This window comes from Enterobacter sp. FW301-JW81, from assembly GCF_058788735.1.
On the sequence record NZ_JBYTBA010000001.1, the window covers coordinates 1,282,261 to 1,303,832 of the forward strand.

At 52.7% G+C, this 21,572-nt stretch carries 20 protein-coding genes and 1 pseudogene; 8 read left to right on the forward strand and 13 right to left on the reverse strand.

Annotated features, from left to right (window positions below; genetic code table 11):
• Nucleotides 1-41 precede the first annotated feature (41 nt).
• The gene (locus AC3WOK_RS06085) at nucleotides 42-1,451 is read right to left on the reverse strand and encodes an aminotransferase-like domain-containing protein (RefSeq protein ID WP_063428355.1); all 1,410 of its coding nucleotides are present in this window, start codon (nucleotides 1,449-1,451) and stop codon (nucleotides 42-44) included.
• A gap of 82 nt (nucleotides 1,452-1,533) precedes the next feature.
• Nucleotides 1,534-1,722, reverse strand: coding sequence for a cold shock small protein YmcF (gene ymcF / locus AC3WOK_RS06090; RefSeq protein ID WP_047348336.1), 189 nt, complete (start codon nucleotides 1,720-1,722; stop codon nucleotides 1,534-1,536).
• Between the two features lie 391 nt (nucleotides 1,723-2,113).
• Between ymcF and AC3WOK_RS06095 the strand changes: the two genes are divergently transcribed.
• From AC3WOK_RS06095 to hslJ, 4 genes are all read left to right on the forward strand, one after another.
• Nucleotides 2,114-3,514 carry a cytochrome ubiquinol oxidase subunit I gene (locus AC3WOK_RS06095; protein ID WP_059309925.1) on the forward strand — a complete coding sequence of 467 codons (1,401 nt, stop codon included), beginning with the start codon at nucleotides 2,114-2,116 and terminating at the stop codon, nucleotides 3,512-3,514.
• A complete protein-coding gene (gene cydB, locus AC3WOK_RS06100) occupies nucleotides 3,514-4,524 on the forward strand; it encodes a cytochrome d ubiquinol oxidase subunit II (RefSeq protein WP_447855759.1) in 1,011 nt (336 codons plus the stop codon). The genes AC3WOK_RS06095 and cydB overlap by 1 nt, the downstream gene beginning before the upstream one ends.
• A complete protein-coding gene (locus AC3WOK_RS06105; RefSeq protein ID WP_008501283.1) occupies nucleotides 4,524-4,652 on the forward strand; it encodes a DUF2474 domain-containing protein in 129 nt (42 codons plus the stop codon). Before cydB ends, AC3WOK_RS06105 begins: the two co-directional genes overlap by 1 nt.
• A 127-nt stretch (nucleotides 4,653-4,779) precedes the next feature.
• Nucleotides 4,780-5,217 (forward strand): heat shock protein HslJ, encoded by a 438-nt coding sequence (gene hslJ / locus AC3WOK_RS06110; RefSeq protein WP_059309923.1) that lies wholly within the window; start codon nucleotides 4,780-4,782, stop codon nucleotides 5,215-5,217.
• On the opposite strand, the gene AC3WOK_RS06115 is transcribed toward hslJ, so the two are convergent.
• The gene (locus AC3WOK_RS06115; RefSeq protein WP_047349054.1) at nucleotides 5,218-5,484 is read right to left on the reverse strand and encodes a putative hemolysin; all 267 of its coding nucleotides are present in this window, start codon (nucleotides 5,482-5,484) and stop codon (nucleotides 5,218-5,220) included. It lies immediately after the preceding gene.
• Nucleotides 5,485-5,755: 271 nt separating this feature from the next.
• Here AC3WOK_RS06115 and nifJ point away from each other — a divergent pair, with 271 nt between their 5' ends.
• Nucleotides 5,756-9,280 (forward strand): pyruvate:ferredoxin (flavodoxin) oxidoreductase, encoded by a 3,525-nt coding sequence (nifJ, locus tag AC3WOK_RS06120; RefSeq protein WP_492354173.1) that lies wholly within the window; start codon nucleotides 5,756-5,758, stop codon nucleotides 9,278-9,280.
• Between the two features lie 390 nt (nucleotides 9,281-9,670).
• Nucleotides 9,671-10,780 (forward strand): porin OmpC, encoded by a 1,110-nt coding sequence (gene ompC / locus AC3WOK_RS06125; protein ID WP_059309921.1) that lies wholly within the window; start codon nucleotides 9,671-9,673, stop codon nucleotides 10,778-10,780.
• Between the two features lie 337 nt (nucleotides 10,781-11,117).
• Here ompC and AC3WOK_RS06130 read toward each other — a convergent pair whose 3' ends face one another.
• From AC3WOK_RS06130 to AC3WOK_RS06155, 6 genes are all read right to left on the reverse strand, one after another.
• Nucleotides 11,118-11,195, reverse strand: a complete 78-nt coding sequence (locus AC3WOK_RS06130; RefSeq protein ID WP_223239581.1) for a hypothetical protein — start codon at nucleotides 11,193-11,195, stop codon at nucleotides 11,118-11,120.
• A 131-nt stretch (nucleotides 11,196-11,326) separates the two neighbouring features.
• Nucleotides 11,327-11,524, reverse strand: a complete 198-nt coding sequence (locus tag AC3WOK_RS06135; protein ID WP_023312007.1) for a hypothetical protein — start codon at nucleotides 11,522-11,524, stop codon at nucleotides 11,327-11,329.
• 65 nt (nucleotides 11,525-11,589) lie between these two features.
• Nucleotides 11,590-12,621, reverse strand: a complete 1,032-nt coding sequence (locus tag AC3WOK_RS06140) for a methyltransferase (RefSeq protein ID WP_059309920.1) — start codon at nucleotides 12,619-12,621, stop codon at nucleotides 11,590-11,592.
• A gap of 254 nt (nucleotides 12,622-12,875) precedes the next feature.
• Nucleotides 12,876-13,325 (reverse strand): hypothetical protein, encoded by a 450-nt coding sequence (locus tag AC3WOK_RS06145; RefSeq protein WP_492354174.1) that lies wholly within the window; start codon nucleotides 13,323-13,325, stop codon nucleotides 12,876-12,878.
• A gap of 122 nt (nucleotides 13,326-13,447) precedes the next feature.
• A complete protein-coding gene (locus tag AC3WOK_RS06150) occupies nucleotides 13,448-13,792 on the reverse strand; it encodes a DUF1294 domain-containing protein (protein ID WP_063956565.1) in 345 nt (114 codons plus the stop codon).
• 95 nt (nucleotides 13,793-13,887) lie between these two features.
• Nucleotides 13,888-15,411, reverse strand: a complete 1,524-nt coding sequence (locus tag AC3WOK_RS06155; protein ID WP_492354175.1) for a cyclic diguanylate phosphodiesterase — start codon at nucleotides 15,409-15,411, stop codon at nucleotides 13,888-13,890.
• 542 nt (nucleotides 15,412-15,953) lie between these two features.
• Between AC3WOK_RS06155 and AC3WOK_RS06160 the strand changes: the two are divergent.
• Together AC3WOK_RS06160 and ttcA are read left to right on the forward strand one after the other, a co-directional pair.
• A pseudogene (locus AC3WOK_RS06160) lies at nucleotides 15,954-16,202 on the forward strand (tyrosine-type recombinase/integrase); the annotation flags it as partial.
• A 49-nt stretch (nucleotides 16,203-16,251) separates the two neighbouring features.
• Nucleotides 16,252-17,187, forward strand: coding sequence for a tRNA 2-thiocytidine(32) synthetase TtcA (gene ttcA, locus AC3WOK_RS06165; protein ID WP_063956569.1), 936 nt, complete (start codon nucleotides 16,252-16,254; stop codon nucleotides 17,185-17,187).
• Between the two features lie 42 nt (nucleotides 17,188-17,229).
• Here the strand turns inward: ttcA and dbpA are convergent, their stop codons facing one another.
• From dbpA to AC3WOK_RS06185, 4 genes are all read right to left on the reverse strand, one after another.
• The gene (gene dbpA / locus AC3WOK_RS06170; RefSeq protein WP_063428374.1) at nucleotides 17,230-18,603 is read right to left on the reverse strand and encodes an ATP-dependent RNA helicase DbpA; all 1,374 of its coding nucleotides are present in this window, start codon (nucleotides 18,601-18,603) and stop codon (nucleotides 17,230-17,232) included.
• A 27-nt stretch (nucleotides 18,604-18,630) separates the two neighbouring features.
• The gene (gene ynaL / locus AC3WOK_RS06175) at nucleotides 18,631-18,813 is read right to left on the reverse strand and encodes a proline-rich small protein YnaL (protein ID WP_072250527.1); all 183 of its coding nucleotides are present in this window, start codon (nucleotides 18,811-18,813) and stop codon (nucleotides 18,631-18,633) included.
• A 273-nt stretch (nucleotides 18,814-19,086) separates the two neighbouring features.
• Complete coding sequence (zntB, locus tag AC3WOK_RS06180; RefSeq protein WP_047348324.1) at nucleotides 19,087-20,070, reverse strand: zinc transporter ZntB; 984 nt, start codon at nucleotides 20,068-20,070, stop codon at nucleotides 19,087-19,089.
• A 155-nt stretch (nucleotides 20,071-20,225) separates the two neighbouring features.
• A complete protein-coding gene (locus tag AC3WOK_RS06185; RefSeq protein ID WP_447855762.1) occupies nucleotides 20,226-21,368 on the reverse strand; it encodes a methyl-accepting chemotaxis protein in 1,143 nt (380 codons plus the stop codon).
• Between the last annotated feature and the right edge of the window lie 204 nt (nucleotides 21,369-21,572).

A 21,572-nucleotide genomic window follows, 5' to 3' on the forward strand; every position in this document is an offset into this window, starting at 1 on the left:
ATCAGGATAAGAAATGATTATTTAATTGCGGGTGAGGAAAATTATTCCAGCATGCTGCTAATTAATTTGCCTAACTGAACCACCGCCTGCTCTTCCCGCTCTCCCCAGGCCCACGAGGTATTAAAACGAAAGAACGGCGTCCACGCGTCAGAGGTGGAAAACATCTTTCCGGGGGCAATGCTGATGTGGTGCATTAGGGCCTTTTCGCTCAGAAGTCCCGCATCCAGCGGCGCCGGAAGTTCCAGCCATAAAAAGTAGCCGCTGTCGTTATGGTGAATTTTGACGCCGGCAGGCATATGGCGCAGGAGTGACTGCCAGGCCTGCTGTTTTCGCTCGGCCAGGGTTCGTCGCAGGCGGCGAAGATGGGCGTCATAGCGCTTGGTCGCCAGGTAATCCACCAGCGCCAGCTGCATGGGAGAGCTGGTTGAGAGCGTGCTCATCAGCTGCAGCTGCTGAATGCGCCGCGCGTGTTTTCCCGCCGCGACCCACCCGATGCGAAAACCGGCCACCAGACATTTTGAAAAGGACGAGCAGTGGAGCGTCATGTCCTGACGATCCCAGGCTTTCGCCGGGAGCGGCTTTTCACGCCCAAAATAGAGCTCGCTGTAGACATCATCTTCAATCAGCGGGACGTTGTGCTGCGTTAACAGCGCGACAAGCTGCGCTTTTTTCTCCGCGCTCAGCGTGAAGCCAAGCGGGTTTTGGCTGTTGGTCATGATCCAGCAGGCTTTAACCGGGTAGTCATTCAGCGCCTGCTCCAGGGCGTTGAGATCGATCCCCTCGCGGACGTCCGTTGCAATCGACAAGGCTTTGAGCTTCAGGCGTTCCAGCGCCTGCAGCGCGCCGTAAAAACAGGGGTTTTCGACAATCACCCAGTCGCCGGGCTCGGTTACCGCCTGCAGGCTGAGATTGAGCGCTTCGAGCGCGCCGGCGGTGATCACGATCTCTTCGGGGGAGATGTTCATTCCCTGCTGCGCGTAGCGGCGGGCAATGGCGTGGCGGAGATCGACGTTACCCGGCGGCAGGTTTTCAATCACGCTCATCGCCGTCGCGGTTTTGCTGACGTTTGCCAGCGAGCGGTTGAGCTGCTGAAGCGGGAAAAGCCGGGGGTCGGGAAACGCGGAAGCAAAAGGGACAACGGAGGGGTCGCGGCTGGCCTGTAAGACCTCGAAGATGTAGGTGTTGATATCCACCGCTTCGTCACGCATCACCTGAGCGGGTGGCGCAGGCTGTTGTGCGGTCGGGCGCGAGGCAACGTAATAGCCCGACTGCGGTCTGGCGACGATGCGCCCCTGACTTTCCAGCATCTGATACGCGTGGCCAACGGTCATAAAACTCATGCCGCTGCTCGCCACCTGCTCTCGCAGGGAAGGCAGCTTATCGCCCGGCAGCCATACGCCAAGCTCAATCTGCGAGATAATTTGTTGCGCCAGACGCTGGTATTTTTTCATCAGATTCTCCTTATGACTGACAGTGTATATCAGCAGGAGAAAAAGAGAAGATTTAGCTAACTGTTATAGTTTTGAAAATGAATTACTTACGGTACTCGGTGATGTGGCTTTGCGCCTGACGCGCAGCGGCCAGGTGGTCGAGCGTGATCATCGACGATTTGCAAAAGATGCATTTCGCACCGAGCGGGTTTTTCTCAGACACATCAAAGACTGAGGTACGGTACTGCGAGCCATGACAGCACGGGCAGCGAAAATGGATATAAGAAGTCATAGGATTCTCCTGAAACGTAAAACGTAAATTACTAATGGGCCGATTGGGCAATAATGGTTTTAAACAAAACTAATCGGAAAGTAGATAAAGACCCAAGAGAGGCTGCGGAGAGGCACAACGTGATGAGAACTGCTTTATAAAACTACGTCAGATATTTATTTGGACTCAAAACCAGAAGACCATTAACGCACGGCGCTGACGACAAGGCAAGCAGTATTGTGCGGAAAATTCATAAAAAGAGTGTTTTTATTCCCTAACCGCGAAGTATATCAGATGCCTAAAGCAGGGTTTTTACTCCAACTGTTATGGTTAAAAATCGTTTTTCTGCGTCTGATAGTCTGATTTTAGCCCCTATACCATAACAGCACACCGTTTGACATTGAGGCTGTGCATGTTTGGTTTAGATGCTTTTCACCTTGCGCGGATACAGTTTGCGTTTACCGTATCCTTTCACATTATTTTCCCGGCCATCACCATTGGTCTCGCCAGCTATCTTGCCGTGCTCGAAGGCCTGTGGCTGAAAACAAAAAATCCGGTCTGGCGCTCGCTGTACCATTTCTGGTCGAAGATTTTTGCCGTCAACTTTGGCATGGGCGTGGTCTCCGGGCTGGTGATGGCCTACCAGTTTGGCACCAACTGGAGTGGTTTTTCGCAGTTTGCCGGCAGCATTACCGGCCCGCTGCTGACCTATGAAGTGCTTACCGCCTTCTTCCTCGAAGCCGGGTTCCTCGGCGTGATGCTGTTCGGCTGGAATAAAGTCGGGCCGGGACTGCACTTCTTTTCCACCTGCATGGTGGCGCTGGGCACCATTATCTCTACCTTCTGGATCCTCTCATCGAACAGCTGGATGCAGACCCCGCAGGGCTATGAGATCGTCAACGGTCAGGTGGTACCGGTGGACTGGTTCGCCGTGGTGTTTAACCCCTCCTTCCCTTACCGCCTGCTGCATATGTCGATAGCCGCGTTCCTGAGCAGCGCCCTGTTTGTGGGCGCATCTGCGGCATGGCACCTGCTGCGCGGCAATAATACCCCCGCCATCCGCGCAATGTTTTCAATGGCGCTTTGGATGACGCTGATCGTCGCGCCCATCCAGGCCATGGTGGGCGATATGCACGGGCTGAACACCTTAAAGCACCAACCCGCGAAAATTGCCGCCATCGAAGGGCACTGGGAAAATCCGCCGGGCGAGCCTACCCCGCTGCTGCTGTTTGGCTGGCCGGATATGGAACAGGAGCGCACCCGCTTTGGGCTGGAGATCCCAGCGCTGGGGAGCCTCATCCTGACGCACAGCCTGGATAAGCAGGTTCCGGCACTCAAAGAGTTTCCGAAGGAAGACCGTCCGAATTCCACCATCGTCTTCTGGTCTTTCCGCATTATGGCGGGCCTGGGCATGCTGATGCTGCTGCTTGGCGTGGCGGCACTCTGGCTGCGCTATAAAAAGCGCGTTTATTCTTCCCGCCCTTTCCTGTGGTTTGCGCTGCTGATGGGGCCCTCCGGGTTGATTGCGATTCTGGCCGGATGGATCACTACCGAAGTGGGCCGCCAGCCGTGGGTGGTCTACGGGCTCCAGCGAACGAAGGATGCGGTTTCTGCCCATGGCGATCTGCATATGAGCGTGAGCCTGCTGGCCTTCTTCGTCGTTTACACCTCGGTATTCGGCGTGGGTTACAGCTACATGGTGCGCCTCATCCGAAAAGGCCCGCAGCCGCATGAATCTTTCGCCACCGAGTCCGACGGACGTCCGGCGCGCCCGCTTTCTGCCGTCACCGCTGAACATAAGGAGCTGCCATAATGGGTATCGATCTTTCCATTATCTGGTTTGTGATCATCGTCTTCGCCACGCTGATGTATATCGTGATGGACGGTTTTGATCTGGGGATAGGGATTCTGTTCCCGGCAACGCAAAACGCCGACGATCGCGACGTGATGGTCAACAGCGTTGCGCCGGTCTGGGACGGAAATGAAACCTGGCTGGTGCTTGGCGGAGCCGCCCTCTTCGGCGCATTCCCGCTAGCCTATGCGGTGATCGTTGATGCCCTGACCATTCCGCTGACGTTAATGCTGATCGGACTTATTTTCCGCGGCGTGGCGTTTGAGTTTCGCTTTAAAGCCACCCCGGCGCACCGCCCCTTCTGGGATAAGGCGTTTATTGGCGGTTCCATTCTGGCGACGTTTACCCAGGGCGTGACGGTGGGTGCCGTCATTAACGGCTTTACCGTCACCGGCCGGGCCTATACCGGCGGGCCCTTTGACTGGTTTACCGCATTTAACCTGTTTTGCGGCGCGGGCCTGGTGGTGGCCTATGCGCTGTTAGGCTCTACGTGGCTGGTGATGAAAAGCGAAAACGCGCTGCAGCAGCGGATGCGTGAGGTCTCGAAAACGTTGTTACTCGTGCTGCTGGCGTTTATGGCGGCGCTCAGCCTCTGGACGCCGCTGGCGCACCCGGCCATCGCTGCGCGCTGGTTTACGCTGCCGAACCTGTTTTATCTGCTGCCTGTCCCGGCCCTGGTGGTGATTTTTAGCCTGTATCAGTGGCGCTGCCTGAACAATCCCGACAGCCATAGCCGACCGTTTATCCTGACGCTGGGGCTGATATTCCTCGGCTTTAGTGGGCTTGGGATCAGCATCTGGCCGCACATTATTCCGCCGTCGATCACCCTGTGGCAGGCCGCCGCGCCGACACAAAGCCAGGGCTTTATGCTGGTGGGCGCGCTGTTGATCATTCCCGTTATTCTGGTCTACACCTTCTGGAGCTACTACGTATTTCGCGGCAAAGTTCAGCATGGGGAGGGATATCACTGATGCAACAACCGGTCTGGAAAAGATTACTCTGGCTGGCCATTATCTGGGGCGGCAGCGTACTGGCGCTGGCGGCTGTCAGCATGCTCTTCCGTATGCTGATGACGGCGGCAGGGTTTAAATCTCATTAACGTCACCCGGGCATCCGCTGCGTTGCCCGGCACTTCCCCCCGCACTTTCAGATAAACCCCATTAACGCACCGCGGAGTATCGTTACACTGGAAAAAGATTCACAGTATTTATAGTTTGAGATGAAAAATGAAAAAGCTCATTGCGATAAGCGTTATTAGTCTTGTCCTTACCGGCTGCGTTAATCCGGGCAAAGCCTCCGTACAGCCGGAGCAACTGAAAAACCACCGCTTTGTGCTGGAAAATGTGAACGGTAAGGCCGTGAAGACCGCGACAGCGCAGCCTGAAATCAGCTTTAGCGCGCTGCCAGATATCAGCCTGGTTAATAACATCAGCGTGTCTGGTGCGATGTGTAACCGCTTTAACGGACAGGGGAAATTGTCCGAAGGCGAGCTTAAGGTGAAAACGCTGGCCATGACGCGCAAACTCTGTACTGAACCGCAGCTGAATGAGCTGGATCAGGCCATCGGCGACATGCTGCGCAACGGGGCGCAGGTCGACCTGACAGAAGACCAGTTAACGCTGGCGACAGCTGATAAAACGCTGATGTTTAAGCGCGCAGACTAATCAGTAGTTACCGCAGCTTCCAACGGCAAGCGACTGTTCACTGCAGCGTTTGCCGTTTGGCAAGGCGCACATCCCGATAGCAGAACCATCAAGCTGGCGGGCAACCGACAGCGAACCGCCAATCATCGCGCAGTTAGCCTGACCGGAACTGGACATCGCCGCCTTCATTCCCGGCGCCACGTGGGCTGCCGTTGCCTGCTGGACAGGTTCATTGCTGCATGCCGACAACAATAATGCGGCACACCCTACCAAAAATGCTGAGCGCATGCTCTCTCCCCCATGAATAATGCGAAACCTATGCATAATAGGCATCACATCCCGCGTCGTCGAGAGCGGAAGTGCGTATTTATGCGCTCCTGAAACAATTTCTCGCAATTTTTTCGCCAAAAGTTTGATCTACTCATTGATGGCGAGAATACCGAGGACACAAAAGCGAAAATCGAAAAATCACCCGTTTGCTAGAATACACAGATAATATTCAGGGTTTGTTGCCGTAATACAGACCCCTATTTTTTGCGCAATGTAAGGGTGTTGTCCTATGCAAACTATTGACGGTAATGGTGCGGTTGCCTCAGTCGCGTTTCGCACCAGTGAAGTTATCGCCATCTACCCGATTACGCCGAGCTCCACCATGGCTGAGCAGGCGGATGCCTGGGCGGGTAACGGGTTAAAAAACGTCTGGGGCGATGTCCCGCGAGTGGTTGAAATGCAGTCCGAGGCCGGTGCAATTGCCACGGTACACGGTGCGCTTCAGACAGGCGCGCTGTCCACGTCGTTTACCTCTTCTCAGGGATTGTTGTTAATGATCCCTACGTTGTACAAACTCGCGGGCCAGTTGACCCCCTTCGTTCTGCACGTCGCCGCGCGTACCGTAGCGACCCACGCGCTCTCGATTTTTGGCGATCACTCTGACGTGATGGCCGTGCGCCAGACCGGCTGCGCAATGCTGTGCGCCAGCAACGTTCAGGAAGCCCAGGACTTTGCCTTAATTTCGCATATCGCCACGCTCAAAAGCCGGGTTCCTTTTATTCACTTCTTTGATGGTTTCCGCACCTCTCACGAAATCAATAAAATCGTCCCGCTGGCTGACGATACTATCCTGAACCTGCTGCCGCAGGCGGAGATCGACGCCCATCGCGCCCGGGCCCTTAACCCGGAACACCCGGTTATTCGCGGAACGTCGGCGAACCCGGATACCTATTTCCAGTCCCGCGAAGCCACGAACCCGTGGTACAACGCGGTTTACGACCATGTTGAACAGGCGATGAACGACTTTGCCTCCGCGACCGGCCGGGAATATAAGCCGTTTGAATATTACGGCCATCCGCAGGCAGAACGGGTGATTGTGCTGATGGGTTCAGCCATCGGCACCTGCGAAGAGGTGGTTGACGAGTTGCTGACGCGCGGAGAAAAGGTCGGCGTGCTTAAAGTGCGTCTCTATCGTCCGTTCTCGGCTAAACATCTGCTTTCCGCTTTACCTGAAAGCGCGCGCGCGGTGGCGGTGCTCGACCGTACCAAAGAGCCGGGCGCGCAGGCGGAACCGCTGTATCTGGATGTGATGACCGCCCTGGCAGAAGCCTTTAACAACGGTGAACGTGAAACGCTGCCGCGCACCATCGGGGGGCGCTACGGTTTGTCCTCCAAGGAGTTTGGCCCTGACTGCGTGCTGGCGGTATTTAACGAGCTAAGCGAGGCGAAGCCCAAGCCGCGCTTTACCGTCGGCATTTATGATGATGTAACCAACCTCTCCCTGGCCTTGCCGGAAAACACCCTGCCGTCGACGGCTAAACTTGAGGCGCTGTTCTATGGTCTGGGCAGCGACGGTAGCGTCTCCGCGACCAAGAACAACATCAAAATCATCGGCAACTCAACGCCTTGGTACGCCCAGGGTTACTTCGTCTATGACTCCAAAAAAGCAGGCGGCCTGACCGTTTCCCATCTGCGCGTCAGCGAACAGCCTATCCGCTCTGCCTATCTTATTTCTCAGGCTGATTTTGTTGGCTGCCATCAGCTGCAGTTTATCGATAAATACCAGATGGCTGAGCGCCTGAAACCCGGCGGTATTTTCCTCCTCAATACGCCGTACAGCGCTGATGAAGTCTGGGCGCGCCTGCCGCAGGAAGTTCAGGCGGTGCTGAACCAGAAAAAAGCCCGTTTCTATGTGGTTAACGCCGCGAAAATTGCCCGTGAATGCGGCCTGGCGGCGCGTATCAACACCGTTATGCAAATGGCCTTCTTCCACCTGACCAACATCCTGCCGGGCGACAGCGCGCTGGTGGAGCTGCAGGGTGCGATTGCCAAAAGCTACAGTAGCAAGGGGCAGGAGCTGGTCGAGCGCAACTGGCAGGCGCTGGCGCTGGCGCGCGAGTCGCTGTTCGAGGTGCCGCTGCAGCCGGTCAATGGCGCAAGCCCGAACCGTCCTCCGGTGGTCTCCGACGAGGCGCCTGACTTCGTGAAGACCGTGACGGCGGCGATGCTGGCCGGTCTGGGTGACGCCCTGCCCGTCTCTGCGCTACCGCCGGATGGGACATGGCCGATGGGCACCACCCGCTGGGAAAAACGCAACATCGCCGAAGCGATCCCCATCTGGAAAGAAGATCTGTGTACTCAGTGCAACCACTGCGTGGCGGCCTGCCCGCACTCTGCCATACGTGCCAAAGTGGTTTCACCAGAAGAGATGGAAGCCGCGCCGGCCAGCCTGCATTCGCTGGATGTGAAGTCCCGTGACATGCGCGGACAGAAATACGTTCTGCAGGTCGCGCCTGAGGACTGCACCGGCTGTAACCTGTGCGTCGAAGTCTGTCCGGCGAAAGATCGGCAGAATCCAGAGATCAAAGCCATCAATATGATGTCGCGTCTGGAGCACGTGGAAGAGGAGAAGGTCAACTATGACTTCTTCCTGAATCTGCCGGAAATCGATCGCAGTAAACTGGAACGTATTGATATTCGAACTTCACAGCTGATCACGCCGCTGTTTGAGTACTCCGGTGCCTGCTCCGGGTGCGGTGAAACGCCGTATATCAAGCTGCTTACCCAGCTGTACGGTGACCGGATGTTGATTGCCAACGCAACCGGCTGCTCCTCGATTTATGGCGGCAATCTGCCTTCTACCCCCTATACCACCGACGCCAACGGCCGCGGTCCGGCGTGGGCAAACTCGCTGTTCGAGGATAACGCCGAGTTTGGTCTCGGCTTCCGCCTGACCGTCGACCAGCACCGGGCGCGCGTGATGCGCCTGCTGGAACAGTTTGCCGGTCAGATCCCAGCCGAGCTCAATGACGCCCTTCACGCGGACGCAACGCCAGAAGTACGTCGTGAGCAGGTTGCTGAGCTGCGTAAGGCGCTTCAGGGCGTGGCGGGTGCTGAACAGCTGCTGACCGACGCGGACGCCCTGGTCGAAAAATCGATCTGGCTGATTGGCGGCGACGGTTGGGCCTACGACATCGGCTTCGGCGGTCTGGATCACGTGTTGAGCCTGACCGAAAACGTCAACATCCTGGTTCTGGATACGCAATGTTATTCGAACACCGGCGGTCAGGCGTCGAAAGCCACGCCGTTAGGCGCCGTGACCAAATTCGGTGAACACGGTAAACGCAAGGCGCGCAAGGATCTCGGTGTCAGCATGATGATGTACGGTCACGTATATGTCGCGCAAATCTCGCTGGGGGCACAGCTTAACCAGACGGTGAAAGCAATTCAGGAAGCGGAAGCCTATCCTGGACCGTCGCTGATCATTGCCTACAGCCCTTGCGAAGAGCATGGCTACGACCTGGCGCTCAGCCACGATCAGATGCGTCAGCTGACGGCGACCGGCTTCTGGCCGCTGTACCGGTTCGATCCGCGCCGTGCGGATGAGGGTAAATTACCGCTGGCGCTGGATTCGCGTCCGCCGTCTGATGCCCTGGCCGAGACGTTAATGCAGGAGCAGCGCTTCCGTCGCCTTAACGCGCAGCAGCCGGAAGTGGCTGAGCAGCTGTGGAAAGACGCGGCGGCCGATCTGCAAAAACGCTATGATTTCCTGGCGCAGATGGCGGGTAAAGCCGAAAAATCGACCAGCGACTAACTTCCCTGCCCGGCTTGCCCGGGCATTTTTTTTGCCATAAAAAAAGCCCGGAGTCTTCACACCGGGCTAATCCAGATAATCAATGAATATCTCTTTAGTTTCCCAAATAACATTCATAGCGATTATGGATAAATAATCTTAAAGGCATATAACGCCGCTGAGATTAACGTAATTAAACCCTGATTAATAATTTTAATTTAATATACTTAATTTTAAATCATTCATCAAACTAATGACCATTTCTACTGATTTATTCAGTTTAGATTTTACTTAGTTCGTAACAATTATATTTTATTACTCTTACACGGGAGTGATTTAGCATGAGACAACTTTCTCATTCGGAAAGTTCAACAGGTAATTAAATAAAAACAACTGCAAAGGAATATCATAATGCAAAGAAAAGTACTGGCTCTGATGATTCCGGCTCTGTTAATGGCTGGTGCTGCGCATGCGGCAGAAATTTATAATAAAGACGGTAACAAATTAGATCTGTACGGAAAAGTAGATGGTCTGCACTACTTCTCCGATGACAAAGGTGCTGACGGCGATCAGACCTACATGCGTCTGGGTTTCAAGGGTGAAACCCAGATCAACAACACGATGACCGGCTACGCGCAGTGGGAATACAACATTCAGGCTAATAACACGGAAGGGTCTGACAATCAGTCCTGGACGCGTCTGGCCTTCGCCGGCGTAAAAGTAGGTGACTACGGCTCCTTCGATTACGGTCGTAACTACGGCGTTCTGTACGACGTGGAAGGCTGGACCGATATGCTGCCTGAGTTCGGTGGCGACTCCTACACCAAAGCCGACAACTTCATGACCGGTCGTGCCAACGGCGTAGCTACTTACCGTAACACCGACTTCTATGGTCTGGTTCAGGGCCTGAACTTTGCGCTGCAGTATCAGGGCAAAAATGAAGACGCCAGCAACAACCAGGAAGGTACCAACAACGGTCGCGACACCCGTCACGAGAACGGCGACGGCTTCGGTATTTCTACCACCTATGACTTTGGCATGGGGATTACTGCGGGTGCCGCGTACACCTCTTCTGACCGTACCAACGAGCAGGTGATGAACACCACCGCGGGCGGTGACAAAGCGGATGCATGGACCGCGGGCCTGAAATACGACGCCAATAACATCTATCTGGCGGCAATGTATTCTGAAACCCGCAATATGACGCCGTATGGCGATAACACCGACGCCGTAGCGAACAAAACCCAGAACTTCGAAGTGACCGCGCAGTACCAGTTCGACTTTGGCCTGCGTCCGTCCCTTTCCTACCTGCAGTCAAAAGGTAAAGAGCTGGGCAACGGTCAGGGCGATCAGGATCTGGTTAAATACGCTGACGTAGGCGTTACCTACTACTTCAACAAAAACATGTCCACCTACGTTGATTATAAAATCAACCTGCTGGATGAAGATGACAACTTCTACAAAGATAACGGCATCAGCACAGATGATGTCGTAGCGTTAGGTCTGGTTTACCAGTTCTGATGGTCAGAGCCCGCATTATGATGCGGGCTCACTTACTTTTTTGAAGCTTGTCACAAAAAAGAGGTACCGGAGTCGTGTGGTTGAGGGTCAGTTGAGAAAAAGCTGTTTAAACTGCGGTGATAGCCTTTTCATCACTAAGGATAACAGTGTTGTTTGGTCGTGTATCCGTTGCCGTACTTACTCTTTTAGCGCTAATCTGGATGGCGTTAATTTTTGATTTTGCTGATATTGTCGGGCATCTCGGCACTCTGTTAAACCATCTGGATGGCAGTTAACCTTGTTACTGTGAAATAAAAGCCACCAGCAGTGCCGGTGGCGGATAAACGTATACGTAACGTTATTTTTTCACGGGTTGAGGCTTTTTGTCCCCTGATTCAGGTGCCTCACGCGGGTCGTCTTTTTCAACACAGAGCATAATTTCTCCTGTTTCAGTTAACCACTCTCCACTATAGCCAGGCTGTTTGAAGAGTGGCCAGGCGGTAATCAGGCCTGACTCGCCCCTTTTTCTGGAAAAGAGAGCTTCGCATTACGACTTTTAACCATTGGCTATACCCCTTTTCTGACCAGCTCGGCGGCTTTAACGAAAACCTCATCTTCTACACCATCGCCTTTTTGCCTACCGAGCCTGACCAGTTCATCGACAATACTGTTGCGATGGATCGGTTTCTGCGCTGAAACCAGCCCAATAACGGCCGCCCCAATCGCCAGCCCCACTAATCCTGTTTGTTCGTCTTTGTTTTTCATATTCATGCTCCTGGTACAACAAACAAGCGTAGCAGGAAAACGCTAAAACGAAATGACGGACACATTTAGACAGGTACGACCTCTAAAATCGACAGATACGAACGGGTGTCTATTATTTTGTTTAACTTAAGTTTGGTCTGTTCAAACAAGATCTGATACTCAAGCTCTGTTCTAGCACGCCCGCCATCAAAGCTTGTTAAAAGAAGAAGGTCAATTTCAAATCTTCCCTGCTCATTATTGTCTTTCTTGATAAGCGGTTCAAAAATTAATAAACGGGCGTTTTCTTTCATTGCATTTCTGCAACATTGAAGTATCTGGATTGCTTTCTCATCAGGCCAGTCCATCAAAATATATTTAAGTAGATAAATGTCCGCTGCGGGACAAGATTCAAAAAAGCTGCCCTCTACAGTCTTCCATCGACGGTTATCATTCAAAAGGTGCAGCCGATTCCGCGCCAGTACGTCTTTTTGATCAAACAGGATCCCTGTTATGGTCGGGTTTCGACGTAAAACTGCCAGCAATAAATTACCCAGCCCACCAGCGATATCGGCAACGACAGCGTTTTGAGGGAACGAATAAGTTTCTGCAATGACTTCATTCTCCACGGATGACATAGAGGCCATACCGGCATGAAAAATGTTGCTATCAGCTACACTCTCGTCATGCTGCCAGTAGTCGTAAAAAGGCTTGCCGAACAACTCATTAAAAACAGGTTTGCCCTGCAATAACTCATCCAATTTAGCCGCTGGCTGCCAGAACGTTTGGTCTGTCAGCATGATCACCGCCGCACGTAAGGAAAATTCATGATCGGAACGCAGGAATTGCGCTGAGTGGCTAAGACCGTATTCCGTTTCGGATAATTCGTTGAACACACCACGCGAGGATAATAAGCGCATGATTCGATGAAGATAGTCGCTATCGACATTGAGCTCCTTCGCCAACTGCTTAACGGATTTTTTTCCTTCTACCAGAAGATCTGCAACGCCTATTACCGCGACCGCCCGAAGTGCTGCCTGCCAGACAAACCCCATGCTTTGCTCTAGCAAACACATTCCTTCTTTACGGCTTAGTAAATCAAGGCTATTACGTTGTGACATTTTCTGCTCCTTACCAATAAAGTTGTGCTGAACAACGAAAAGTCGCTAGCAAGCGTAAGTCTGGTAGTGAGCTTTATCCATAATTACAGAAAGGTTTACTTAGGCTGAATTGTACCGTTTAGCATACAGTTTATTTAAATACGTAAAAAAACGAGGCCACTTACTCCTCAACTTGATTAGTCATGCTCTGAAACCATTAATTTCCACATAATTATCACGCCATTTAAATTCTTGTCAAAAAAAACATCCCACATTTAGAATCGCGGCGACAGTCCGTATTTTGGCGTTTTAATATTTGCGGCCCAAATCTTGATATCGTTTTGCAGAAGAAGAGTAAAATCTGATTTCAAATGCGTCACCATGTCATTCACGCTGTCCGCATCAATTACCGAAAAATGTTCAATTCTGTTCTGCCCCACCTGTACACAGTGATATTTGGCAGGCAGCACTTTACCGTTCACGTTAAGCGGCAGGTAATTCTCACCACAACGGCCTTCCGTAATATATGACACCAGCAAATTAGCGGATTTTTTTCCTGGCTGAGAGACGCTTACCATGACAGGAAACCCTTTGGAGGTCTGCGTCATATCATAAAGAACGGCGTTTTTTATATACCAGGTATTATATTCCCGCTCCTGAAAAGCGGACCAGGAAGGCGCAGAAAAGACCACCAGCACTGCCAGTGTAATAGATTCTATTTTCATGGGATGTTGTCGTCCGTGTTGTTGCACGTATTATTCAGATTGTGCAAAAAACAGCAACCCCTTAAGAATAGTCCTACTACTATTGGCAGTGATGGCGGATTAATTAGCGATGTGCGATGCCTTCACAAAGGAGAAACAGGCAAGAAAGCGTAAACTGCCGCCATCACAGCGATGCTGACGACGACGCTGATGAAAAAGTAGGTTTTGAAGGGCTGCTTTTGGGTTTTATGGCGAAAGAGTTGCTGGCCCACAATGGCGCCAGGCCAGCCGCCCGTCGCGCCGAAGACCAGCAGCGTGGCTTCCGGGACCCTGCGCAGGCCTTTGCGCGCAGCCATTTTATCGACGCCATACATACTCATCGTCAGCACGTTGACCAGTAGAAACCAGACGATCAACGGATTCTGGGTCAGAAGGCTACTGACGGCGGCGAAAATCAGGAGTACATAACAAAAGCGATTGAGAGTCATCGTTCAGGCCACAAAGCTGTTAAGTGGTTTTCGAAGACGCATTATACGCTATCTTACGCATGTATCAGGCTGAAACGTTGAAAAGTGAATAAACGTTACTCCACCCTCACTTTAATCTTTGGCTTCGACAAAAGGACTTTTACCAGTTCTTTAAACGGTGTGGGTTTGTAGAAGTAAAAACCCTGTAAAAACTTGATGTGGTTGCTGGTGAGATAATCAAGCTGCTCTTGTGTTTCAACCCCTTCAGCCACAATACTGATTGACAATTTTTTTGCCAGTTCCAGTACCGAATCAAGTATAACGGTTGAATCCTCACTGGCATTAACCCTGGCAACAAAGCTTTGGTCGATTTTGATGTAATCAATGTGCAAAGCCTGCAGGTAGGACAGACCAGAATATCCCGTTCCAAAATCATCCAGAGCAATGGCAAAGCCAATCTCATGTAGCTCATTCAGCGTCTTTACGAGATGTTCATCGATATGAAGGGGTTCACGCTCGGTCACCTCAATAACAAGGTTAAGATCCTGTCGAATAAAACTGCGCTTGTAGCGGAGACACTCTTCAACAAAGGTGGAGGCATCGATATGGGACGCGCTGAAGTTAATGCCGACGTGGAACCCTTCTGGCAGCAACGTAGAGATAGAATTCATATGCGCCGCAACCTGACGCATTAAGCTCTGGGTTAATGGAATGATTAAGCCGGATTTCTCAGCGAGAGGAATGAACGACGCGGGGGAGATAAACCCTGACTGTGGATGCTTCCATCTGGCCAGAACTTCTACCCCGCGCAACGATCCCTCTTTACCGCTCACTACGGGTTGGTAATAGGGAATAATGTCATTTCTGTAAATGGCGGTGCGCAGCGACTCTTCCGGCGAAATATCCCTGGAAAGATATCTCTGAAGAATATACGCAGGAAGCGAAGAAATGATAAGCAGGAATAACAACAGGCCTCCGGCACGGTTAAATAATCTCGTCAGGCTAAAAAGGGGTGGAGAGTTAAATTGAATTGCGAAAGGATAATCAGGGGCTTTAACCGTTAATACCTTTTTGCTTGAATCGACTCCCGTTACCACATCGCCTGACAGGCTTAAAATACGATCGCCTACTCTGAGTGAGTACTTAACGCCATTTAATGGTACGTCCAGAGCATCCCGGATATGGCTGTCGCTAATACTTACTATGATTCGGCTTCCGGCATAGTTTGTCTGGTATAAGAGAACCGGCAGCCCGTTTACCGTACTTCCCGAAGGGACAAGCAACAATGATGATTCCGGTAGCGCAGAGCTGTTGACCAACAATACGCGATTACCCGGCAACGAAGAGCACCAGACCGCATATCTTTTGAGAATAACGATGGTTCTCAGGTGTGGCTGTAATGCCGCTTCGGTACCCAGCCGATATTGTCCTTCAGTATCACACTCATTATCAGCAAGCTGCATCGCTAACTGGGTAGCATGCTGGGCTTCTTTAAGCATGACGTTCAGGTTTCTTACAACAAAGTGTGCCCCTGCAAGACTGTCAGCACGTGCCGAATACCAAACCTGTAAATTGATGATAAAAACGCCCAGCATAAAAATTGTCGTGGCTGCAGCTAAGGGGATAGATGCGTGGCGCATTTAGAGTTCTCGATTAGAGTAAAGTTGCCGCTTCAATAATGCTGAAGTGTTTGAATTGTCATCGTCTTAAGCATGGTTGATAAAGAAAGAAATACCACGTCAGGCGTCAGAAATTTCCTTGCACACCAGATTGAAGGAAAACAAAAGGCCGCCGAACGGCAGCCCTGAAGGATAAGTGTTTATTAATACCGTTTTATTGTATTGGGCGGCGTTCTTTCTGACCAGTCAGGCCGCTCGCCAGCCATGATTGCGCGCTGTTGTGATGGCGTCACAGACTGCGTTATTTCAGGCATCGACTTGTATTCTGGTTGCTTAGGTGGATTGAGAACCAGATCGGAGCTACAGCCTGACAGGAGCAAAACCGCCAGGAGAGATAAATTAAGCTTGAACACGTTAACCCCTTCCAATGGGATAAAAGTTACAGAAAATGCATGGGGAGATTCACCATACAGATAACCCCATAAGAATATATTTACAAAACCAATACGTGCAACCCTTTGTATTCCTGCCTGCCTGTGCACGAAAGTGGGAGGAAAGCCGAGTACGCTTTATCGAGTATCAGTTCCAGATTCAACGCCGCTGTAAAACGTGCTGGTATTCGTCGCCGGAATCCGTACCATACGCGGCATACTTTTGCCTGCTGGCTGTAATCTGCCGGCGCTAACCCGTCTTTCATAGCCAGCCAGATGGGGCATGAAAACGCGCAAATGGTTTATGAAGTCTACGGTGCGTGGATTGAAGAAATGAATGGCGAACAGGTGCTGATGCTTAACGATAAACTGGCACGCTGAAAAATTTTTGCCCCTATTATGCCCCTATTGGCTCCGAAGGTAGTAATAAATGCAAGAAAATCAATCAAATACAAAGAAAGAACAATACAACCTGAATAAACTGCAAAAGCGACTGCGCCGTAATGTGGGCGAAGCCATTGCAGACTTCAACATGATTGAAGAAGGCGACCGCATCATGGTTTGCCTGTCAGGGGGTAAAGACAGCTACACCATGCTGGAGATCCTGCGTAATCTTCAGCAAAGCGCGCCGGTGAATTTTTCCCTGGTGGCGGTCAACCTTGACCAGAAACAGCCGGGCTTTCCGGAGCACATTCTGCCGGAATACCTCGAAAACCTGGGCGTTGAATACAAAATTGTCGAAGAAAATACCTACGGTATTGTGAAAGAGAAAATCCCGGAAGGGAAAACCACCTGCTCTCTTTGCTCCCGTCTGCGCCGCGGCATTTTGTATCGTACCGCGACGGAGCTGGGCGCGACCAAAATTGCGCTGGGCCACCATCGCGACGATATCCTGCAAACGCTGTTCCTTAATATGTTCTACGGCGGCAAGATGAAAGGCATGCCGCCTAAGCTGATGAGCGATGACGGCAAACACATTGTGATCCGCCCTCTTGCCTACTGCCGCGAAAAAGATATTGAGCGTTTCTCTCAGGCTAAAGGGTTCCCGATCATTCCATGTAACCTCTGCGGCTCTCAGCCGAACCTGCAGCGTCAGGTGATTGGTGACATGCTGCGCGACTGGGATAAGCGTTATCCGGGACGTATCGAAACCATGTTCAGCGCGATGCAGAACGTCGTCCCTTCACATCTCGCGGACGTTGAGCTGTTCGACTTCAAAGGCATCAACCACGATTCAGACGTGGTGAATGGCGGCGATCTGGCGTTTGACCGGGAAGATATCCCCATGCAGCCTGCAGGCTGGCAGCCGGAAGACGATGACAATCAGTTTGAAGAGTTGCGTCTGAACGTGCTTGAAGTGAAGTAAGCGATTAGCGTCTCAGAAGGACCTTCTGAGACGCGCCATTCCTTATTTCAGCAGACGTACGCGGCAGGTTTTACCTTTAATTTTCCCGTTTTGCAGCTGCTTCCATGCCTTGTGGGCAACACTCTGGCGAACCGCCACATAGACATGCGCCGGGTGGACCGCAATCTTACCGATATCCGCCCCGTCCAGACCGACATCCCCGGTCAGCGCACCTAATACATCACCAGGACGCATCTTGGCTTTTTTACCGCCATCGATACACAGCGTCGCCATTTCGGCCTCCAGCGCCACCAGGCTGACGCTGGCAGGGGCGTTCATCCAGTTCAGCTTAATCTGCAGCATCTCAGAGAGAATGTTGGCGCGCTGCGCCTCTTCCGGTGCGCAGAAGCTGATGGCCAGGCCGCTGTTTCCCGCGCGCGCGGTACGGCCAATACGGTGGACGTGGACTTCTGGATCCCACGCCAGCTCATAGTTCACGACCAGCTCAAGCGATTTAATATCCAGGCCACGCGCGGCAACGTCGGTTGCAACCAGAACGCGGGCGCTGCCGTTGGCGAAACGGACCAGCGTCTGATCGCGATCGCGCTGTTCCAGATCGCCGTGCAGCGACAATGCGCTCTGTCCGGCGGCATTCAGGGCATCACAAACCGACTGACAGTCTTTCTTCGTGTTACAGAACACCACGCAGGACGCGGGCTGATGCTGGCTCAGCAACTTCTGCAGGAGCGCAATTTTTCCCTGCTGCGAGGTTTCAAAGAACTGCTGTTCGATGGCGGGCAGCGCATCTACGCTGTCGATTTCAATGGTGAGCGGGTTTTTCTGCACGCGCCCGCTGATGGCGGCGATAGCTTCCGGCCAGGTCGCAGAGAACAGCAGCGTCTGGCGATCGGCCGGTGCGAAACGGATCACCTCGTCAATCGCATCGCTGAAGCCCATATCCAGCATCCGGTCTGCCTCATCCATCACCAGCGTTTGTAACGCATCCAGCGAGACGGTGCCTTTTTGCAGGTGATCCAGCAGGCGGCCCGGCGTCGCGACGATAATGTGCGGCGCATGCTGGAGTGAATCACGCTGCGCGCCGAACGGCTGCCCGCCGCACAGAGTTAAAATTTTGGTGTTTGGCAGGAAGCGCGCCAGGCGACGCAGTTCGCCCGCGACCTGATCCGCCAGCTCGCGGGTCGGGCACAGCACCAGAGACTGGGTCTGAAAAAGCGCCGCATCGATATGCTGCAACAGACCAAGGCCAAATGCCGCCGTTTTCCCACTGCCCGTTTTCGCCTGCACGCGCACATCACGGCCTTCAAGGATAGCGGGCAAGGCGGCCGCCTGGACGGGCGTCATCGTGAGGTAACCCAACTCGTTGAGGTTATCGAGTTGGGCGGCGGGCAGAGCATTCAGGGTAGAAAAAGCGGTCACAGTAGTCTCTCGTGGTCATCTTTGCGGTCAGATGGCGCGTATCCTCGCAGATCTCGCGGTCCGATGCGACAATTTAATCGGTTCTTCATCTGGCGGCGGGTCGGGCATCGGCTGAGGACGCGGGATGGGATCGGGCATCGGCACCGGATCGGTGGGGATGGGATCGGATTGACGCCATTGTGGCAGTAGCAGAGCGCTAAGGATGCTCATCATTCCCTCCAGAATTTGCTGTCATCCCTTTTAGGGTAGACGCTGAGAATCAGGAGGCAAAAAAAAGCCGACTATGAAGTCGGCGTCGTACGAATCAATTGTGCTATGCAGTAATTCAAAAAAGGAAGTAAGACAATATGGAGCGCAACGCCCATCGCTTGACGTTGCATTCACCTGCGGGAGTAATATTGCACCTTACGGGGTAGAGTTTTATTGACTTCGCTCAATTAAAAGAGCGTTTTGATCTCTGTGAAAGGTGAAAAAAGCGTAAATTTACAGCCATTTACTACGATGCAACCACCATGCAACACCACCAATCAAAACAACTAACATGACGCAAAACGCGGTAAAGCCGTAGCGATACGCGCCGCCTGGAATGCCGCCCAGGTTCACGCCAAACAGCCCGGTAAGAAACGTGCTCGGCAAAAATACCATCGCCATCAGAGACATCGTATAGGTTCTTCTCGCCAGCGACTCCTGCATGACCTGCGCGATTTCGTCCGCCATCACCGCCGTCCTGGCAATACAGGAATCAATCTCATCCAGCCCGCGGCCCAGCCTGTCGGCGATATCCTGCATTCTGCGTCGCTGATCGTCATTCATCCAGGCGAGCCTTTCGCTGGCCAGACGCGCGTACACGTCGCGCTGCGGCGTCATATAGCGGCGCATCACGATCAGTTGCTTACGCAGTAAGGCCAGAAAACCGCGGGGCGGGATCTGCTGATCGAGCAGGTTATCTTCCAGGTCGATGATTTTGTCGTGCAGTTCTTCGATGAACTCACTCGCGTGATCGGTAAGCGCGTCACACACGTCCACCAGCCAGCTGCCGCAGTCGGTTGGCCCGGTGCCCTCTTTCAGATCGTTGACGATGTCATCCAGCGCCAGGACTTTACGCTGCCGGGTGGAGACAATCAGCCCGTCGTCCATATAGACACGCATCGCAACCAGCTGATCCGGACGTTCATCCGTGCTGCCGTTAATGCATCGCAGGGTGATCAGCGTACCGTCCCCCATTCGGCTCACGCGGGGACGCAGGCTCTCACCCGCCAGCGCATCGCGCACGTTATTAGGCAAGAGCGGGGTCGAGGCCAGCCAGTCAGCGCTGTCCGTATGGGTGTAGTTCAGATGTAGCCAGCAGGGATGCGCATTGTCGATCACATCATTGTCTTCCAGCGGACGTGCACCGCCGCGACCATCCAGCACCCACGCAAAAACTGCGTCAGGAACGTTAAGTTCAGATCCTTTAATGCTTTCCACAGCACCTCCACCTTTTTAGCTCTTTCGGTGTCAGTCTAGCCTCCATCAGGGCTTAAGCAACAACTATGTTTCCCATCGCGCTGAAATCGCTCAGGAATTGTACATGCTGACGAGAGGCGAGAAAAAAGCCCGGCATGCCAGGCTTTGAGGTTCAATCAGAGAGAGTGTTCTGGCCGAGGAAGGAAAGATGGCGAGCCGGCCGGCGATGACGAAAGGGAGCCCTGGTCAAGCCTGAAATTACGCGTTCGGGCCTGCAGCTCAAGCACCTGATTACGCAATACATCAGAGGAACCGTTGAGCTCTTCTGCCATCGCCACGTTACTTTGCGTGACCCGCTCCAGCTCCGAGAGCGCCAGCGTGATCTGAGAAATGCCTTTCTCCTGCTCTGAGGTTGACGCGGAGATGTCGTCCATCAGCCGGCTGACGTTCCCGGAGCCCGTCACGATTTCATGCATATTCTTCTCCGCCTGTGACACCACGGTAACGCCCTGCGTAACGTTATTGCTGGTCACTTCAATCAGCGTTTTGATATTCTTCGCCGCCTCTGCGCTGCGGTGCGCCAGGTTTCTGACCTCTTCCGCGACCACAGAAAAACCCTTTCCATGATCTCCCGCCCTCGCCGCCTCAACGGCCGCGTTGAGTGCCAGGATATTCGTCTGGAATGCAATGCCGTCGATCAGCGAAATAATCTCCGTCATCTGCTGTGCGCATTCAGTAATGGACTGCATATTGGTTGCGACCTGCCCCATCAGCTCCCCGCCCTTGCGCGCCTGCAGCGTCGCGACATTGGCCTGCTCGCTCGCCAGGCGGGTGTTATCAGCATTGTTTTTGGTGCTCGCCGCCATTTGTTCCATGCTGGCTGCGGTTTGCACTAAAGATGCGGACTGCTGCTCGGTTTTAACCGAAAGCTGCGCGCTACGTTGCGAGAGTTGGTCCGATAAGGTCATGGCGGTTTGCGATGACGCCCTGATCTCGCGCACCAGCGTAGCAATGTTGCCGGAAAGGCTATTGATCCCCGGGATGAGTCGACCCGCACAGTTGTTGCCAAACTCGGGAATAGACACGCCCAGGTTGCCCGCAGTCACCTCTTCGATGCTTTTCTTCACCGTATTGATCGGCGTCACAAGATACTTCGTCATATAGAGCCAGAGCAAAAATAGCGCAACGAAGTTGATTACGTTAAGGGAAATAAAGAGAGAGGAATTGCTGGAAAATAGAACAACGACACCTGCATTTACCAAAAATAGAGATAAAAGGAACCCAATAATAAAGGTCCTGACACTAATATTTTTTAGCATGATGATATCCACGTTTTATATTTTGGTCGGCATTTAGACTTATAGCATTGGCGCAGCGGTTTTTCCTCGCAAACGACGCTTGTTTTTTGTTTCGCCGTTAGCAACCTGAGATTTTGCTTAAGTCAGACAAAAAGAGCGTATTAGTGAAAATGTTATTCCCGGCATGCTGCGATACTGGTCTCCGGCCATGTGAAGCGATACCAT

Excerpts from the sequence above, each read along its gene's own strand:
- AC3WOK_RS06085 (WP_063428355.1), bottom strand. The coding sequence starts at position 1,451 with ATGAAAAAATACCAGCGTCTGGCGCAACAAATTATCTCGCAGATTGAG.
- ymcF (WP_047348336.1), bottom strand. The coding sequence starts at position 1,722 with ATGACTTCTTATATCCATTTTCGCTGCCCGTGCTGTCATGGCTCGCAG.
- AC3WOK_RS06095 (WP_059309925.1), top strand. The coding sequence starts at position 2,114 with ATGTTTGGTTTAGATGCTTTTCACCTTGCGCGGATACAGTTTGCGTTT.
- cydB (WP_447855759.1), top strand. The coding sequence starts at position 3,514 with ATGGGTATCGATCTTTCCATTATCTGGTTTGTGATCATCGTCTTCGCC.
- AC3WOK_RS06105 (WP_008501283.1), top strand. The coding sequence starts at position 4,524 with ATGCAACAACCGGTCTGGAAAAGATTACTCTGGCTGGCCATTATCTGG.
- hslJ (WP_059309923.1), top strand. The coding sequence starts at position 4,780 with ATGAAAAAGCTCATTGCGATAAGCGTTATTAGTCTTGTCCTTACCGGC.
- AC3WOK_RS06115 (WP_047349054.1), bottom strand. The coding sequence starts at position 5,484 with ATGCGCTCAGCATTTTTGGTAGGGTGTGCCGCATTATTGTTGTCGGCA.
- nifJ (WP_492354173.1), top strand. The coding sequence starts at position 5,756 with ATGCAAACTATTGACGGTAATGGTGCGGTTGCCTCAGTCGCGTTTCGC.
- ompC (WP_059309921.1), top strand. The coding sequence starts at position 9,671 with ATGCAAAGAAAAGTACTGGCTCTGATGATTCCGGCTCTGTTAATGGCT.
- AC3WOK_RS06130 (WP_223239581.1), bottom strand. The coding sequence starts at position 11,195 with ATGCTCTGTGTTGAAAAAGACGACCCGCGTGAGGCACCTGAATCAGGG.
- AC3WOK_RS06135 (WP_023312007.1), bottom strand. The coding sequence starts at position 11,524 with ATGAAAAACAAAGACGAACAAACAGGATTAGTGGGGCTGGCGATTGGG.
- AC3WOK_RS06140 (WP_059309920.1), bottom strand. The coding sequence starts at position 12,621 with ATGTCACAACGTAATAGCCTTGATTTACTAAGCCGTAAAGAAGGAATG.
- AC3WOK_RS06145 (WP_492354174.1), bottom strand. The coding sequence starts at position 13,325 with ATGAAAATAGAATCTATTACACTGGCAGTGCTGGTGGTCTTTTCTGCG.
- AC3WOK_RS06150 (WP_063956565.1), bottom strand. The coding sequence starts at position 13,792 with ATGACTCTCAATCGCTTTTGTTATGTACTCCTGATTTTCGCCGCCGTC.
- AC3WOK_RS06155 (WP_492354175.1), bottom strand. The coding sequence starts at position 15,411 with ATGCGCCACGCATCTATCCCCTTAGCTGCAGCCACGACAATTTTTATG.
- ttcA (WP_063956569.1), top strand. The coding sequence starts at position 16,252 with ATGCAAGAAAATCAATCAAATACAAAGAAAGAACAATACAACCTGAAT.
- ynaL (WP_072250527.1), bottom strand. The coding sequence starts at position 18,813 with ATGAGCATCCTTAGCGCTCTGCTACTGCCACAATGGCGTCAATCCGAT.
- AC3WOK_RS06185 (WP_447855762.1), bottom strand. The coding sequence starts at position 21,368 with ATGCTAAAAAATATTAGTGTCAGGACCTTTATTATTGGGTTCCTTTTA.